Origin of the sequence: Micromonospora sp. NPDC048842 (genome assembly GCF_040649935.1) — a bacterium.
Taxonomy (GTDB): domain Bacteria; phylum Actinomycetota; class Actinomycetes; order Mycobacteriales; family Micromonosporaceae; genus Micromonospora; species Micromonospora hortensis.
The window spans coordinates 16933-32796 of sequence record NZ_JBEZGK010000042.1 but is presented as its reverse complement, the minus strand read 5'-3'; the positions used below and the strand labels follow the sequence as shown (position 1 = coordinate 32796).

The window sequence follows — 15864 nt, the reverse complement described above, 5'->3', positions numbered from 1 at the left end:
GGCGCGGGGGCGCGGGGGCGCGGGGGCGCGGGGGCGCGGGGGCGCGGGGGCGCGGAGGCGCGGAGGCGCGGAGGCGCGGAGGCGCGGAGGCGCGGAGGCGCGGAGGCGCGGAGGCGCGGAGGCGCGGAGGCGCGGAGGCGTGGAGGCGTGGAGGCGTGGAGGCGCGGAGGCGTGGGGGCGCGGGGGCGCGGAGGCAAAGAGGCGCGGAGGCGTGGGGGCGTGGGGGCGCGGAGGCGTGGGGGCGCGGAGGCGTGGGGGCGCGGAGGCGCGGAGGCAAAGAGGCGCGGAGGCGTGGGGGCGTGGGGGCGCGAGGGCGGGGGAAAATCGGTGGCGGGGGCGCGGGTCCGGCGCGGAGGATGCGCGTGTGATTGAGGCGTACCCGATGCAGGTTCCTGTCCGTGCGGCGACTGCCGTGCGTCGACAGCGGCCGCTCCGGGGGCGAACCTCGACCCGCCACCGACGTCGATGAGCGGCGCGTTCTTCGCCGGCCTGGTGGCCGGCTACGGCGTCGCCATTCCCGTCGGCGCGATCGCGATCCTGATTCTGGGGCTCAGCGCCCGTACCTCGTTCCGGGTCGGTGCGGCGGCGGCGCTCGCGGTGGCGACGGCCGACGGGCTCTACGCGGTGGTGGCGGTGCTCGGCGGCGCCGGCCTGGCCGGGATCATCGCGCCGGTCGCCGGGCCCCTGCGGGTGGTCGCCGCCGTGGTCCTGCTGGGTCTCGCCGGGCACGGTCTGTGGCGGACGTGGTCAGCGCACCGCTCGCAGCGACCGCCGGCGGCACGCGACGGTGGGGGCATGAGCACTCCGGGGCGGGCCTTCGCGGCGCTGCTCGGGTTGACCCTGCTGAACCCGATGACGGTGCTCTACTTCACCGCCCTGGTGCTCGGCCGCCGGGACACTGTCGACTCGGGCATGGCCCCGGTGGCACTCTTCGTCGCCGGGGTGTTCCTGGCGTCGGCGAGCTGGCAACTGGTCATTGCCGGCGGTGGCACTGTGGTCGGTCGGGCCCTGACTGGGCCGCGTGGCCGGCTGGTCACCGGCCTGGTCTCCAGCGCGCTCATCGCCGCGCTGGCGGTGGCCGCGCTGCTGCCGGGCTAGCGGTCACCACCCGGCTGCCCAGCCACCACCCGGCCAGGCCCGCTGGGCCGCCTACCGCGCGTCGGACGGGGCCGGGCTCGTACTGCACGCCGTGCTGGGCCGCCCGCCGGGCGCCGTGCTGGGCCGCCCGCCGGGCGCCGTGCCGGGCCCTCCGGCGCCGCCCCGGATCCGTTGGGCCGGCCGACCGCGCTGGATCCGCGTGCCGCCCGGAGGTCCGGATGGGTGCGCTGTGCCGTACGGTCGGGCGATGACCAGTCGACCCGCAGCGGGCGGAGGCCGGTGGGTCGAGGTCGACCCGGCCCGCGTCGGCCGCTGGGTCGAGGGCTTCGCCGACCGGCACGGCCCGCCCACCACCAGCGCCCAGGAGTACGGCCTGCTGCTCGCCGCCCCGGACGGGGCAACCGCCGAGCTGTACGCCCCACCGGGTGCGCCGGCCGGCGTGGATGTGCCCGGGTTCGTGGCCTCCGCCGTCATGCCCCGCCGGATCGGTCTGCTGCTGGCCCGCAAGGGCGCTGTGGCGCTCGGGGTGGCCGAGGGTGCCGACATCGTCGTCTCCAAGGTGGACACCCGCTACGTGCAGGGGCGCACCGCTGCGGGGGGATGGTCGCAGCACCGGTTCGCCCGCCGGCGTGACAACCAGGCGAAGGCTGCGCTGGGCGACGCGGCGGACCTGGCCGTACGGCTGCTGTTGCCGGAGGCGTCGAGGCTGGCGGCGCTGGTCTGCGGCGGTGACCGGCGGGCGGTGGACGGGGTGCTGGCCGACCGGCGGTTGGCCCCGCTCGTGCCGTTGCGGGCGGAGCGGCTGCTCGACGTGCCGGAGCCCCGGCACGCGGTGTTGGTCGCGGCGGTGGGTGCGGCCCGGGCGGTACGGATCCTGGTGCGCGACCCCGACTGACCTCGGCCTGCGCTGGCGGCGGGGGAGGGGAGACGATCGCCACCCAAAACGGGGTTCGCGGCGTGCTGCCCGGCCGGCCGCCGGAGGATGGGCGCGTGGAGTTTCTGGTTGACATGGTGACGACGGTGCCGCAGGGAACGTCGGAGGACGGGGTCGCCGACATGCGCGCGCGAGAGGCGGCGCGTTCGGCCGAGCTGACGGCCCAGGGCAGTCTGCTGCGGCTGTGGCGGCCGCCGCTGGCACCGGGGGAGTGGCGTACGTGGGGGCTGTTCCAGGCCGACAACGCCGACGAACTGGAGGCTGTGCTCGCGTCGATGCCGCTGCGCGCCTGGCGGCGCGAGACCGTCACACCGTTGACGCCGCACCCGAACGACCCTGGTCAGCCGCCTCGCTGAGCCTGCGAGGGCACGCCGCCTCGACAGGCACGCCATGGGACACGTCCGTCAGCAGGGAGATCATCATGTCCGAGGCGCAGATTCTGCGTACCGTCCTCGACCGGTGGAAGTCGGCTGTCGACGCCCACGAGCCCGACCGCGTCGCGGCGTGCTTCACCGAGGACGCGATATTTCAGGGGTTGCAGCCGTACACGGTCGGTCGTGCCGGCGTCGCCGCGTACTACGCCGGACAGCCGCTCGGCCTGACCGCAGCGTACGACATCAGGGAGACCCGCCGTCTCGCCGACGACGTGGTCCTCGGCTACCTGGAGGTGGAGTTCGGCTTCACCGACCGGCCGGCTCTGACCGTCAACCTCGGCGTGCTCCTGCGGCGGGTCGACGACGACTGGCTCATCGGCCACTACCAGGTCTCGCGGCTCACCTGACCCGGACGCTTCGGCAGGAATGACGATCGTGGCAGGCCCCGAAGGACCTGCCACGATGTCGGAGCGGATGTCAGAGCTGGTCGGTGCCGAAGGTGTCGCAGGTCTTCGGGTCGCCGCGGTCGTAGCCCTGGTTGAACCAACGCTTGCGCTGCTCGGACGTGCCGTGGGTGAACTGGTCGGGGTTGACCTGCCCGCCGGAGCGCTCCTGGATGCTGTCGTCGCCGATCGCCTCGGCGGCTTCGATGGCCTGGTTGATGTCCGCCTCGGTGATCGACTTGAACAGCGGCTGCTGGCCGGTCTTGTCCTTGCTCTCGGTGGCGTGCTTGGCCCAGGCGCCGGCGTAGCAGTCGGCCTGCAACTCCAGCCGCACGGAGGCGGAGCGGGGGCCGCTCTGGTCGCCCTGGCCGGCCTTCGCGTTGGTGCCGAGCAGGTTCTGGACGTGGTGGCCGTACTCGTGGGCGAGCACGTACGGCTGGGCGAACTCGCCCTTGGCGCCGAACCGGGAGGCCAGCTCGTCGTAGAAGCTCAGGTCGATGTACACCTGCTTGTCGGCGGGGCAGTAGAACGGGCCGACGCCCGAGTCGGCCTGCCCGCAGCCGGTGTTCACGGCGGCCTGGAAGAAGTTGGTGTCGGTCGCCTCGTACTTTCCGTTGCCCAACTCCGGGTACGCCTTCTGCCAGTAGGCCTGGATGCTGTTGACGTAGAGCAGGTTGCGGCAGCGCGCGTCGTCGAGACGCTCGGGGTTCGCGGTGGAGCACAACTGCTCCAGGTCGGTGCCTCCGGCCTGCCCGCCCTCGTCTCCGTTGGTCATGGCGTTGAGACCGAACCCGCCGCCGAGCAGGGCGACGAGGACGGCCACCACGATGCCGATGATGCCGCCCCGGCCCCCGCCGCCGGGGATGGGGATGCCGAAGCCGCCGCCCGACCCGCCGCTGCCCCGGCCCAGGTCGTTGGCCTGGGAGGTGTCGAGCTCGGCCCGCTCGTTGAGTTCCATGGGTGACCCCGATCGCCGTATGCCGGTGAGTGTCTTTTGTGTGTCGTTTCGTCCATCGAATGCCGGACGGGGTCCGGACAGGCGTTCCGATACCCGATGATCTTGATCGGTAATCCGGGCGGGACGTCCGGCGGCGCCCGGTACACTTGTCGGGTGCTGCGCTGCGAAGGCTGAACCGCCCCGCGCCGTCGGGCCCCTTGAGCCCGCCGGCCGTTTCGCGTGCCCCGAGTCAGCCTTCCGAACCCCGAGAGCGAGCCCGCAAACATGATCACTGTCACCGGCCTGGAACTGCGCGCCGGTTCCCGGATCCTGCTGTCCGACACCACCCTGCGCGTGCAGCCCGGTGACCGGATCGGCCTGGTCGGTCGCAACGGCGCCGGAAAGACCACCACGCTGAAGGTGCTCGCCGGCGAGGGGCAACCGTACGGCGGCCAGATCGACCAGCGCAGCGCCATCGGCTACCTGCCGCAGGACCCGCGCACCGGCGACCTGGAGGTCACCGGCCGCGACCGGGTGCTCAGCGCGCGCGGCCTGGACGTCCTGATGTCCCAGATGCAGGAGGTCGAGGCCCGCCTCGCCGAGGACGCCACCGACAAGCTGGTCCGTCGGTACGGCGCGCTGGAGGACCAGTTCGCCGCCCTCGGCGGGTACGCGGCCGAGGCTGAGGCAGCGCGGATCTGCGCGAACCTCGGCCTACCGGACCGGGCGCTCGCACAGACCATCGGCACCCTCTCCGGTGGCCAGCGTCGCCGCATCGAGCTGGCCCGGATCCTGTTCCGCGACGCCGGCGAGAACGGTGGCGGCATCCTGCTGCTCGACGAGCCCACCAACCACCTCGACGCCGACTCGATCACCTGGTTGCGGGGCTTCCTCGCCAACCACAAGGGCGGCCTGATCGTGATCTCCCACGACGGCGCGCTGCTGGAGTCGGTGGTCAACAAGGTCTGGTTCCTCGACGCCACCCGGTCGGTCATCGACGTGTACAACCTGGGCTGGAAGGCGTACCTGGAGGCGCGCGAGACCGACGAGCGACGCCGCCGCCGGGAGCGGGCCAACGCGGAGAAGAAGGCCGGCGCGCTGATGGCGCAGGCCGACAAGATGCGGGCCAAGGCCACCAAGACCGTCGCCGCGCAGAACATGGCCCGCCGCGCCGAGAAGCTGATCTCCGGCTTGGAGGAGGTGCGGGTCTCCGACCGGGTGGCCAAGGTGCGTTTCCCCAGCCCCGCGCCGTGCGGCAAGACCCCGCTCACGGCGACCGGCCTCTCCAAGTCGTACGGATCGCTGGAGATCTTCACCGACGTCAACGTGGCGGTGGACAGAGGCTCCCGAGTGGCCATCCTCGGGCTCAACGGCGCCGGTAAGACGACCCTGCTGCGGATGCTCGGCGGGCTGCTCGGCCCGGACACCGGCGAGGTGCACGCGGGGCACGGCCTGCGGCTGGGCTACTACGCGCAGGAGCACGAGACGCTGGACGTGGAGCGGACGGTGTTGGAGAACATGCGCGCCGCCGCCGTCGAGCAGTCCGACACCGATCTGCGCAAGATCCTTGGCGCGTTCCTTTTCTCCGGCGACGACGTGAACAAGCCGGCCGGCGTGCTGTCCGGCGGCGAGAAGACCCGGCTGGCCCTGTCCACTCTGGTCTGTTCCGGCGCCAACGTGCTGTTGCTCGACGAGCCGACGAACAACCTCGACCCGGTCAGCCGGGAGCAGGTGCTCGACGCCATCGCCAACTACCCCGGAGCGATCGTCCTGGTCACCCACGACCCGGGTGCGGTGCTGGCGCTCAAGCCGGACCGGGCCATCCTGCTGCCCGACGGCGACGAGGACGCCTGGAGCGACGACCTTCTCGAGTTGGTCGAGCTGGCCTGACCGAGGAGGCTCGGTCGGCTCTCAGCCGAGCAGGTCGGCCAGTCGGCCGAGCACGCCGGAGCTGACCAGGATCACCAGCCCGATGGCGACGAAGATCGTCGGCACCAGCCAGGCGCCGGCGCGCTCGACCAGCCGGACCACCCTCCGGTGCCCGCCCAACCAGGCCCCGGCCACGCACCAGAGCGCGATCAGCAGCACGAAGACCAGCAGGAACACGGCACTGTCGGCGACACCGAGGGCCCGGAAGACGGGTACGTAGACAGCGACGTTGTCGGCGCCGTTCGCGATGGTCACCCCGGCCACGCCGAGCGCTCCGGTGACGACCGCCGGCGCCTCGTCGTCGCCCGAACTCCGCAATGCGCGTACGCCGAGCGCGATCGGCAGCAGGCCGAGCAGCCCCGTCCACGGGTCGGGGACCACCAGGAGTCCACCCGCGATCACCGCGCTGGCCAACGCGAGCGCGCCGATGCCGAGGTATTGGCCGGCGACAATCTCCCGGGTGCGGGGTCGGCCGGTGGTACGGGCCGCGACGAAGAACAGCGTCAGAATGACGATGTCGTCGATGTCGGTGGCGGCGAAGACCACGGCCGCCGCACCGGCGGTGCTCAACAGGTCGATCACGACCGGAAGGCTACGGGCCGTCGGCAGCGGCCAGCTCCGGCGGTGGTACGCGCGGACGCCGCAGCGGGCCGGATCGCCAGGATCACTCTATCGGGAAGCTGACATTGCATAGCGTGTCGGTTGGCGAAGAGTTGATATCTGGCGCATGATCGTTCGAGGCGGTCTAATAGGTGGGACCGTATCCGAACCGCACAGTCTGGGACGTGAGGACACAGCATGGCAGCCACTGGCACAGCCACCAGCACTGAGAAGGGTCGCCGGATCGTCGGAGCCGAGCGTCAGACGCTCGCCAAGGACCTGGTAAAGCGGTACACCTCGGGGGAGAGCATCCGCGCGTTGGCGGCCTCGACCGGCCGTTCCTACGGGTTCATCCACCGAGTGCTCACCGAGTCCGGCGTGCAACTGCGTCAGCGCGGTGGCGCCCGGCGCCGCAAGAAGGCGTGACCCGCCCCTCAGCGTCGTCCACCACCGCCGCGCCCCGGGACGTCCGGTGACCGCCGAGGCGACCGGGGTTCGGCTGACTTGCGACGGGCCGGTCGCCACGGTGACGTTGTGCCGGCCCGACGTGCTCAATGCCCAGACGCCCGCGATGTGGCGAGCGATGAGCGACTTCTCCCGCGACCTGCCTGGCGACGTGCGGGTGGTGGTGGTCCGTGGTGAGGGTCGCGCGTTCTCGGCCGGCCTCGATCTCGCGGTGGCGGGCGCCTCCGGTCCGGGGTCGTTCGCTGAGCTGGCCACGCTGCCCGAGCAGGAGTGCGCCGAGCGCATCGCGGAGTTCCAGGCCGGTTTCACCTGGCTGCACCGGCCGGATGTCGTCTCCGTCGCGGCCGTGCAGGGCCATGCCATCGGTGCTGGCTTCCAGCTCGCGCTCGCCTGTGACCTGCGAGTGTTGTCCGCGGACGCGAAGCTGTCGATGGCCGAGGTGACCCTCGGCCTGGTGCCGGATCTGGCCGGCACGAAACGCCTCGTCGAGTTGGTCGGGTATTCGCGGGCGTTGGAGATCTGCGCGACGGGTCGCCGGTTGGACGCCGCCGAGGCGGACCGGATCGGGCTGGCCACCCTCGTCGTACCCCCGGCCGAGCTGGACGACGCGGTGCGGGACCTGACCGCCGGCCTGCTCTCCGGGGCCCGCGACGCGGTGGTGGAGATCAAGGCGCTGCTCGCCGGTGCGGGCGGGCGGTCGCACGCCGACCAGCAGCGCGCCGAGCGGGAGGCGCAGACCCGCCGGCTGCGTGACCTGGCCGGCACTGGAGAATAGGTAAGGACCGCACGGGAAGATCCGGGTTACGACCGAGGTTGTCACACTCGTCGGGAGAATTGACCTGACGGTGCGGTCTGCCCGGCAACCCGGAGGTGAGCGATGTCCAACCCGATGTCCGGCGGTGGCATGGCCGGGTGGAGCATGCTCCGGTCGATGCGCAACCGCGACGAGGTCTCCGGCCACCGGCTCAAGCGCGGGGTGGCCCGCCGCATCGTCGCCTTCGCCCACCCCTACCGGCGCGACATCGTCGTCTTCCTGGCGACTGTGGTGTTGGCCGCCATCATCGGCGTGGCCACTCCGGTGCTCGCCGGTGACGTGATCAACGCGATCAACCGGGGTGGCACCGAGGCCGGGCGGCTCGTGGTGCGGCTGGCCCTGTTCATCGCCGCGCTGGCGGTCGCCGACGCGCTGCTGTCGCTGGCCCAACGGTGGTATTCCGCCCGCATCGGCGAGGGCATCATCTTCAACCTGCGCACCCGGGTCTACGACCACGTGCAGCGGATGCCGTTGCAGTTCTTCACCCGTACCCAGACCGGCGCCCTGGTCAGCAGGCTCAACAACGACGTGCTCGGCGCCCAGCGGGCGTTCACCTCCACCCTGTCCGGTGTGGTCAGCAACGTCATCCAGCTGGTGCTCACCGCGGCGGTGATGTTCACCCTCTCCTGGCAGATCACCGCGCTGTCACTGGTGCTGCTGCCGATCTTCATCATTCCGGCCCGCCGGGTCGGTCGACGGCTGGCGGACATCACCCGCGAGGCGTACAACCTCGACGCCAAGATGAACGCGACGATGACCGAGCGGTTCGGGGTGGCCGGCGCGCTGCTGGTGAAGCTCTTCGGCCAGCCCGAGATCGAGGCTCGCCGGTTCGGTGACCGGGCCGAGCGGGTCCGCGACATCGGCATCCAGTCCGCCATGTATTCCCGCACGTTCTTCGTGGCGATGCTGCTGGTCGCCTCGCTGGCACAGGCACTGACCTACGGTCTCGGCGGCTGGCTCGCGGTGACCGGCGGTGTCAGCGCCGGCACCGTGGTGACGCTCGCGCTGCTGCTCACCCGCCTGTACGGGCCGCTCACGGCGCTCTCCAACGTCCGGGTGGACGTGATGAGCGCGCTGGTCTCCTTCGACCGGGTCTTCGAGGTGCTCGACCTCAAGCCGGGCATCGTGGAGAGGCCCGACGCGGTGCCGGTGCCGGTGGGTGCCGGCCGGGTCGACTTCCGCGACGTGCGTTTCCGCTACCCGAGTGCCGCCGAGATCTCCCTCGCCTCCCTTGAGGAGGTCGCCACGCTCGACCGGACCGTCAACGAACCGGTGCTCAAGGGGGTCTCGTTCAGCGTCGAGCCGGGCCAGATGGTCGCGCTGGTCGGCCCGTCCGGGGCAGGCAAGTCGACACTGTCGATGCTCATCTCCCGGATCTACGACGTCAGCGACGGGCAGGTGCTCGTCGGCGGGGTGGACGTGCGCGACGCGACGCTCGCCTCCCTGCGCGACGAGATCGGTGTGGTCACTCAGGATTCGCACCTGTTCCACGAGACGATCGCCGAGAATCTTCGCTACGCCAGACCGGACGCCACCGACGACGAGATCTGGGCCGCCCTGGCCGGGGCGCAGGTGGCCGATCTGGTTCGGGCCCTGCCCGACGGTCTGGACACCACTGTGGGCGAGCGCGGCTACCGGTTCTCCGGCGGCGAGAAGCAGCGCATCGCTATCGCGCGACTGCTGCTCAAGGCCCCGTCGATCGTCATCCTCGACGAGGCGACAGCACACCTGGATTCGGAGAGCGAGGCGGCGGTGCAGCGTGCGCTGTCGGTGGCGCTGGCCGGGCGAACCGCGCTCGTGATCGCGCACCGGCTCTCCACAGTGCGCGACGCCGACCAGATCCTTGTCCTGGACGGTGGGCGGATCGTCGAGCGCGGGCGGCACGAGGAGTTGGTAGCTGTCGGTGGGCTCTACGCCGAGCTGTACCGCACCCAGTTCGCGGTCGCCGACTCGCCCACCCCGTTCGTCGACGCGACAGGTCCCGAGCCGGTGGTGATGCCGCTGGGCACCTACCGCGCCGACGAGGTGCTGCCGCCCGCCGCCGCCAACTGACGACAACCCGTCACCGCTGGCGTTCGTCGCCCTCACTCCGGCGAGCCCCGCGCGTGCACCTCGGGTTCCTGGAAGTCGGGGTGTCCTGGCGGCGTTGACCGCACGACTTCCTTGACACCGAGTCGATCAACGGTTGGCTAGCCCGGCGGGCGACGGTCTGGTAGCTCGGTCGCCGCCCGCAACTCGGCGAAGGCCAGGCCCAGGGTGATCGGTGTGAAGTGCGCGTTCAGGCCGCTGGGGTTGGGCAGCACCCACAGCCGGGCGCCGGCCAGCGACTGGGGCTGCGGCCCGAAGGTGGCCTTCGGCCGCTGAAAACCGATCCGGTACGCGGTCACTCCCACCACGGCCACCCAGCGCGGCCGGTACCGGGCCACCTTGTCGGTCAGGATCGCCGCGCCGTCGAGGAGTTCCTCGGTGCTCAGCTCGGCCGCGCGGGCGCTGGCCCGGGCGGCCATGTTGGTGATGCCGAGCCCGAGCGCGGGTAGTTCGTCCTGTTCGCTGGGGTGCAGCAGTCGAGGGGTGAACCCACCCCGGTGCAGCGCCGGCCAGAACCGGTTGCCGGGTCGAGCGAAGTGCCAGCCCGTAGCCGCCGACCACAGGCCCGGGTTGATGCCGACGAAGAGCACCTCCAGCCCCGGCGCGAGCACGTCGGGAATGGTCCGGTCCGCAGCCGCCGCCAGCTCCGCCCGGGTCGGCCGGGCCGTCCCGGCCGTCAGGTCGGTCCGGGTGATCCACTCGGGTTCCTGGAAGTCGGGGGGTCCTGGTCGCTTTGACCGCCCGATTTCCTTGAAGCCGAGTCGATCAACGGCCGGGTGGTCGGACCGGGTCTCCTCGGGCGGCGTCACGGCGCGGGCAGCTCGGGCCCCGTCGGGGGTCACAGCCCGCGCAGCGCGCCGCCGTCGACCGGCAGGGTGATCCCGGTGAGGTAGCTCGCGGCGGGGGAGAGCACGAACGCGGCCACCCGGCCGAACTCGGCGGGGTCGCCGACGCGGCGCAGCGGGATGCCGGCCTCCGCCTCGGCGCGGGCCCGCTCCGGGTCGCCGGTCGCTCCGAACAACTCCCGGTTGCGGTCGGTCATGATCCGGCCAGGCAACAGGCCGACCACTCGGACCCCCCGCGGGCCGTAGTCGTCCGCGATGTCCTTGGCCGCGCCGACCAGGCCGGGCCGCAGACCATTGGAGATGCCCAGGCCGGGCACCGGGCCGCGAGCCGAGGTGGAGAGCACCAACCCGATCGCGCCGCCCTCGGGCAGGGCGTTGGCGATCGTGCGGACCGCGCGGATGGTGCCCAGGAAGACGGTCTCGAAGGAGAGCCGCCACTGCTCGTCGGTGACCGCTGCGGCATTGCCCGGCGGTGGCCCACCGACCGAGATCAGCGCGCCGTCGAGCCGGCCGAAATGCTCCTGCGCGGCGGCGACGAGCTGCCCCGGGGTCTCCGGGTCGGTCAGGTCCGCGGTCAGCCCGACGGCGTGCTCCGGGCCACCCAGCTGCTGCGCCGCGGCGGCCACCGCGTCCGGGTCGCGGGCCGAGAGCACCACCCGCGCACCGTCGGCGACCAGGCTCTGCGCTGTCGCGTAACCCAGACCGCGGGAGGCGCCGGTGAGGACGTACACGCGGTCGGTCAGTCCGAGATCCATAACTCCGATCCTGCCGCATCCGGTACGGCGTCGCCAGCAGGGTCCGATACCCGTGGGGCGGGGCGCAGCAGGCGTACCCGGCCGGCGATCTGCACCGCGACGGCGCCGCCGGCGCGGCCCACCGCCGGCACCCGGCGCGGACGCGGCGCCTGAAGCCCGTCGTAGCGCAGGCGTGCCTCCCGGACGGCCAGCTCCTCGGTGGCCGCCGGGGGGAGCGCGTGCTGCTCGTGCAGTGCCCGAGCCAGGTCCCAACCGTCGCGCAGCGATCCGGCGGGCGGTCGCCGGGCGGCCCAGTCGGCGAAGGTGGTCGGCCACCCGGCACCGAGGCCGGCGGCGAGCAGTGGCCAGTGCCGGGCCACCTCACCGGCGCGTTTACGCAGCACTGCCGCACGGGTGGCGGCCAGCGGCCCCGGCGCGAACCCCGGCGGGGGTGGCCCTCCGGCGACCAGCGCCGCGACCAGTTCGGCCTGCCGCTCGGCGAGCCCGGCGCGGGGCGTCTGCGCGGAGGGTTCGCCCGTCATGTCACGGCCGGAAAGCCCGCGGCGGCGGCCAGGGCGTCCAGTTCGGCGCGGAGGTCCGCGGCCGGCGGGTAGTGACCGTCGCGCTCCAGCAGCAGCGCCGGCGGTCGCCGCCGGGCGCAGAGCTCGCCGACCAGCTCCAGCACCGCCGCCGGCACCGGGTCGGTGTGGGTGTCGTGGTAGAAACCGCCGCGTTCCGAGCCGCCGGCCACGTGGACGTACGCGACCCGCTCCAGCGGCAGGCGGTCCAGCAACGCCAGCGGGTCGGCACCCCGGTTGCGGGCGTTGGCGTGCACGTTGGCCACGTCCAGCAGCAGCAGTGCCCCGGTCCGGTCGAGGATCTCGGTGAGGAAGTCCGCCTCGGTCAACTCGTCGTCGGGCCAGTCGACAAGCGCGGCGATCGGCTCCAGCGCGATCGGCACCGGAAGCTCGGCCTGTGCCCGCCTCACGTTGGCGCAGACCGCGTCGACGGCTTCCCGGCTGCGCGGCAGGGGCAGCAGGTGGCCGGCCTCCAGGCCGCCGGCCCGGACGAACGCGATGTGCTCGCTGACCAACGGGGCGTCCAGACGCTGTGCCACAGCGGCCAGGTGGGCGACCCGGGCCCTGTCGACCGGCTCGGCGCCGCCGAGGGAGAGCCGCACCCCGTGCGGTACGACTGTCACCGCGCGGTCCCGTAGCTGGGTCAGACCGGGCGGGAGCGGCCCGGAGGCGGGCACCCCCTCGGCCACCACCTCGACGAAGCGCAGGCCGGGCAGCTCGGCCACGAAGCCGGCGATCTCCGGACGCCAGCCGATGCCGACCCCGGACGGGCCGGTCATCCGCCGCACCCGCCGCCGCCCCCGCACCCGCCGCCTCCACCGCCGCAGGAGCTGCCGCCGTCCCCACCGGAGCTGTCGCCTCCGCCACCGGACGATCCGTCGGACCCGCCCGTCCAGCCGCCGTTGCCGGAGAGGGCCTGGCGCTGAATCTCGGCCTGCTCGGCGAAGCCCGGGTCGAGCGCCCAGAGCGAGGCGGTGCCGTACAGGGCGACGCCCATCGCCGCGCCGGCCGCTCCGTAGGTGGCGTAGGCGGGCGCTGAGGCCGGCGCGAGGTGGGTGTGCTCGCCGCGGACGGAACGAAGGGCGGCGCGACCGGCCCGGGTGCGGACGGGTGCCCGGCGCAGCAGCAGGGCCGCGCACAGGAGGGCCGCAAGGGTGAGCAGCAGGTAACCCACCGGGCGACCGCTGAACAGGCCGGAGAACAGCCGGAGCACGCCGAGGCCCAGCAGGGCCCACAGGAACTGGCTCCAGAGGCGGGCGCGGGCACGCTGCGCGTCGTTCGTCAGCAGCCCGCGCTGCTCCAGGCCGTTGCGGATCTGGTCCAACGCGGTGCGTACGCGCTCGTCCTGCGGCAGGTCCCGGACCCGGGAGTGCTGGTGGGCGGCCCAGTGGATGGCCTGATCCAGTGGGGTGAGGCCGGTCGGCGCGGCACCGACGGTGGTCAGCCGACGGTCCGGTCGTACGCCTACCGCGCCGCTGCCGCGCAGCCCACCCAGCGCCGCGTGCACAGCGAGCTGAGGGCCACCGTTGAGGTACGCGACCTGCTGCGCTCCGAGTGGATCGACTGTGGGGTGCGCCGGGGCGGTCAGCAGGCGGATCCGGTAGTACGCCGCGATCGCCACCACCAGGATGGCCGCCGCGAGGTAGTACCGGAGGAAGGTCGGGCCGGAGATGCCCCAGGTGTCGCCGGACGCGGCGTGGACGTTCATCGACTGCTCCTGTCACCGGAGGGATCGGCGGCCCCATTGTGGAGCAGCCTCGCCACGGGCTTCCGACCGGTGTGCGTGTGGTCAGTGGCGGCGGACCGCCTCCTCGACGAGGTCGAGCACCGGGCCCAGGTCACCGGCAGGCCGGCCCATGGCCAGGTGCAGCACCAGGCCGTCGTAGGCCAGCTCCAGGAACTGGGCCAGCACGTCGATCGGTACGTCCTCGCGCAGCACCCCGGCGTCGCGCTGGCGGGCCAGCCGGTCCCGGGTCGCCTCCGCGATCGCGGCGGACCGCTCCGCCCACCGCCTGGCGAACGCGGGGTCGGTGCGCAGCCGCCGGGAGACCTCCAGTTGGCTGCCCAGCCAGCCGGTGGTGTCCGGCGAGACGGCGCGGGCGAGCAGATCGCGCATCACCTGCACCAGACCGTTGCGGGCCACCGTCTCGACCATCGCCGCGGCATCGTCCTCGGCGACGGCGAGGAAGAGCGAGTCCTTGTCGCGGAAGTGGTGGAAGATCGCGCCACGGGAGAGTCCGGTGGCCTCCTCGAGGCGGCGTACTGTCGCCCCCTCGTAGCCGAGCCGGGCGAAACACGCCCGGGCCGCGGCGAGGATCTCCTGCCGGCGAGCGTCGAGCTGGTCCTGGCTTACTCTGGGCACACGTCGATCGTTGCAGGTCACACCGGGGCACGCAAACCGTACGTACGGCTTGGGATGTCGCCGATTACCATCGCCCGGTGACCCAGCCCCGCGCAGTGCCCAGCTCCCCGCTGACAGTGGCCACCGTCCAGGCCACCCCCACGCCGGGCGACGTCGCCGGCAACGCGGTCATCGCCGCCGACCTGGTCCGTCGAGCCGGCGAGCGGGGTGCCCGGGTGGCCGTCCTGCCGGAGCTGTTCCTCTGCGCGTACCACCCGCCGGTCCTCGCCGCCGACCCGGCCGGCACCGACGTCGCGGTCGATCCGGCCGGGATGGTCGCGGATCCCCGGCTCGACCCGCTGCGCGTCGCGGCGCGAGAGGCCGGTGTGACCGCGCTGGTCGGCGCTGCCGCCCGGCACTCGGACGGTCGGCGGACCATCGCGGCGCTGGTGGTCGACCGGAGCGGCGAGGTGCGCGTCGGGTACGACAAGCAACAGTTGTGGGGCGACGAACGGGAGCTGTTCACCCCCGGCGACAGGGGTGCCACGCTGCTCGTCGACGACTGGCGGCTCGGGCTGGGCATCTGCTACGACGGCTGTTTCCCCGAGCACGGCCGGGCCGCCGCCCTCGACGGCGCACACGCCTACCTGTGCCCCAGCGGATACCTGGCCGGCTCCGAGCACCGCCGGGACCTCTACTACGCCGCACGTGCCCTGGACAACACGATGTTCGTGGTCTTCGCCAACGCGGTCGGCGGTGTCGACCCGTGGCGGTTCAACGGGGGTGCGGCCATCTACGACCCCGAGGGGCGGGTGCTGGCCCGCGGGGCGGACGACGGCACGGCGGTGCTCGTGGCGACGCTGGATCCCGTCGTGCTCGCCGCCACCCGGGCGGCCCACTCGATGCTCGTCGATCGGCTGTCGGACCAGGGCGGCCCGCGGCTGTCGATGCCTGGCTGAGCCCTTCGTCAGGTCGATACCCGCCGCATCTGTTGGCGGACACGTCGGTCCCGTAGGGTGCCCGAGTGCCACTGCTCCTGCTGGACCTGGACAACACCCTGCTGGATCGGGCCGGGCCGTTCCGCCGCTGGGGTGAGCGCTTCCTGGACGGCATCGGCGCGCCCCACACCGACATCGACTGGCTGATCTCGATCGACGCCGACGGTCTGACCGACCGCTGGGACCTCGCCGACGCCATCCGGGACCGTTACGAGCTGCGCATTCCCTCGATCGACCTGGTCGAGGAGCTGCACGACGGGGTGGTGGCGCAGACCCGGCTCGACCCGCTGACCGCCTGCGCGCTGCGGATCGCCGACGACGCCGGCTGGGTGCCGGTGGTGGTCTGCAACGGCACCGTACGCGTCGAGGACGCCAAGATTCGCCAGACCGGGCTGGACCAGTACGTAGCGGACTGGGTGATCTCCGAGGAGGCCGGCGTCAGCAAACCCAACCCGAGAATCTTCGCGCTCGCCGCCCAGCGGGTCCGGATGCCGCTGCGGGGGGCGTGGGTGATCGGTGACAGCCCGGAGGCGGACATCGGCGGCGCCGCCGCCGTCGGGCTGCCCAGCGTCTGGCTGCACCGGGGGCGCACCTGGTCGGACGTCCGGTTCGCGCCGAGCCGCACGGTGGACGGATTGATCGCCGCGGTCGCCACCGTCCTGGCCCGCTGAGGGTTTCCGCGCCGC

At 72.9% G+C, this 15864-nt stretch carries 18 protein-coding genes; 10 read left to right on the top strand and 8 right to left on the bottom strand.

Translation table 11 applies throughout. The annotated features are described in order from the left end of the window. Window positions 1-465 precede the first annotated feature (465 nt). From AB0C19_RS32710 to AB0C19_RS32695, 4 genes are all read left to right on the top strand, one after another. Window positions 466-1098: a LysE family transporter gene (locus AB0C19_RS32710; protein WP_357191649.1), complete on the top strand. Its 633-nt coding sequence runs from the start codon at window positions 466-468 to the stop codon at window positions 1096-1098. Between the two features lie 247 nt (window positions 1099-1345). After that, window positions 1346-1993 (top strand): acVLRF1 family peptidyl-tRNA hydrolase, encoded by a 648-nt coding sequence (locus AB0C19_RS32705; RefSeq protein WP_357191646.1) that lies wholly within the window; start codon window positions 1346-1348, stop codon window positions 1991-1993. Window positions 1994-2088: 95 nt separating this feature from the next. Next, on the top strand, window positions 2089-2388 hold the full coding sequence (locus AB0C19_RS32700; RefSeq protein WP_357191644.1) for a muconolactone Delta-isomerase family protein: 300 nt from the start codon (window positions 2089-2091) through the stop codon (window positions 2386-2388). A 65-nt stretch (window positions 2389-2453) separates the two neighbouring features. After that, window positions 2454-2813, top strand: coding sequence for an SgcJ/EcaC family oxidoreductase (locus AB0C19_RS32695; protein WP_357191642.1), 360 nt, complete (start codon window positions 2454-2456; stop codon window positions 2811-2813). 70 nt (window positions 2814-2883) lie between these two features. Here the strand turns inward: AB0C19_RS32695 and AB0C19_RS32690 are convergent, their stop codons facing one another. Next, window positions 2884-3807 (bottom strand): neutral zinc metallopeptidase, encoded by a 924-nt coding sequence (locus AB0C19_RS32690; RefSeq protein WP_357191640.1) that lies wholly within the window; start codon window positions 3805-3807, stop codon window positions 2884-2886. A gap of 264 nt (window positions 3808-4071) precedes the next feature. Here AB0C19_RS32690 and AB0C19_RS32685 point away from each other — a divergent pair, with 264 nt between their 5' ends. Then, window positions 4072-5676: an ABC-F family ATP-binding cassette domain-containing protein gene (locus tag AB0C19_RS32685; RefSeq protein ID WP_357191637.1), complete on the top strand. Its 1605-nt coding sequence runs from the start codon at window positions 4072-4074 to the stop codon at window positions 5674-5676. A 21-nt stretch (window positions 5677-5697) separates the two neighbouring features. Here the strand turns inward: AB0C19_RS32685 and AB0C19_RS32680 are convergent, their stop codons facing one another. Then, entirely contained in the window at window positions 5698-6297 is a 600-nt protein-coding gene (locus tag AB0C19_RS32680; RefSeq protein WP_357191636.1) for a cadmium resistance transporter, read from the bottom strand. A gap of 216 nt (window positions 6298-6513) precedes the next feature. Between AB0C19_RS32680 and AB0C19_RS32675 the strand changes: the two genes are divergently transcribed. From AB0C19_RS32675 to AB0C19_RS32665, 3 genes are all read left to right on the top strand, one after another. Next, window positions 6514-6741 carry a helix-turn-helix domain-containing protein gene (locus tag AB0C19_RS32675; protein WP_007462679.1) on the top strand — a complete coding sequence of 76 codons (228 nt, stop codon included), beginning with the start codon at window positions 6514-6516 and terminating at the stop codon, window positions 6739-6741. A gap of 46 nt (window positions 6742-6787) precedes the next feature. Next, a complete protein-coding gene (locus AB0C19_RS32670; protein WP_357191634.1) occupies window positions 6788-7555 on the top strand; it encodes an enoyl-CoA hydratase/isomerase family protein in 768 nt (255 codons plus the stop codon). A gap of 114 nt (window positions 7556-7669) precedes the next feature. Next, complete coding sequence (locus AB0C19_RS32665) at window positions 7670-9646, top strand: ABC transporter ATP-binding protein (RefSeq protein ID WP_357191655.1); 1977 nt, start codon at window positions 7670-7672, stop codon at window positions 9644-9646. Window positions 9647-9783: 137 nt separating this feature from the next. Here AB0C19_RS32665 and mug read toward each other — a convergent pair whose 3' ends face one another. The 6 genes from mug to AB0C19_RS32635 all read right to left on the bottom strand — a co-directional run bounded on the left by mug (window position 9784) and on the right by AB0C19_RS32635 (window position 14201). Next, window positions 9784-10377, bottom strand: a complete 594-nt coding sequence (mug, locus tag AB0C19_RS32660) for a G/U mismatch-specific DNA glycosylase (RefSeq protein ID WP_357191653.1) — start codon at window positions 10375-10377, stop codon at window positions 9784-9786. A 143-nt stretch (window positions 10378-10520) separates the two neighbouring features. After that, on the bottom strand, window positions 10521-11282 hold the full coding sequence (locus AB0C19_RS32655; protein ID WP_357191632.1) for an SDR family oxidoreductase: 762 nt from the start codon (window positions 11280-11282) through the stop codon (window positions 10521-10523). Further along, window positions 11267-11803, bottom strand: a complete 537-nt coding sequence (locus AB0C19_RS32650) for a hypothetical protein (RefSeq protein WP_357191630.1) — start codon at window positions 11801-11803, stop codon at window positions 11267-11269. Before AB0C19_RS32650 ends, AB0C19_RS32655 begins: the two co-directional genes overlap by 16 nt. Continuing rightward, window positions 11800-12618, bottom strand: coding sequence for a DUF692 domain-containing protein (locus AB0C19_RS32645; RefSeq protein WP_357191628.1), 819 nt, complete (start codon window positions 12616-12618; stop codon window positions 11800-11802). Before AB0C19_RS32645 ends, AB0C19_RS32650 begins: the two co-directional genes overlap by 4 nt. Then, on the bottom strand, window positions 12615-13547 hold the full coding sequence (locus AB0C19_RS32640; protein WP_357191626.1) for a TIGR04222 domain-containing membrane protein: 933 nt from the start codon (window positions 13545-13547) through the stop codon (window positions 12615-12617). The genes AB0C19_RS32645 and AB0C19_RS32640 overlap by 4 nt, the downstream gene beginning before the upstream one ends. 81 nt (window positions 13548-13628) lie before the next feature. Beyond that, on the bottom strand, window positions 13629-14201 hold the full coding sequence (locus AB0C19_RS32635; protein ID WP_091403732.1) for a TetR/AcrR family transcriptional regulator: 573 nt from the start codon (window positions 14199-14201) through the stop codon (window positions 13629-13631). Window positions 14202-14278: 77 nt separating this feature from the next. Between AB0C19_RS32635 and AB0C19_RS32630 the strand changes: the two genes are divergently transcribed. Next, the gene (locus AB0C19_RS32630; RefSeq protein WP_357191624.1) at window positions 14279-15139 is read left to right on the top strand and encodes a carbon-nitrogen hydrolase family protein; all 861 of its coding nucleotides are present in this window, start codon (window positions 14279-14281) and stop codon (window positions 15137-15139) included. 65 nt (window positions 15140-15204) lie between these two features. Beyond that, window positions 15205-15849, top strand: a complete 645-nt coding sequence (locus AB0C19_RS32625; RefSeq protein WP_357191621.1) for an HAD family hydrolase — start codon at window positions 15205-15207, stop codon at window positions 15847-15849. Window positions 15850-15864 lie beyond the last annotated feature (15 nt).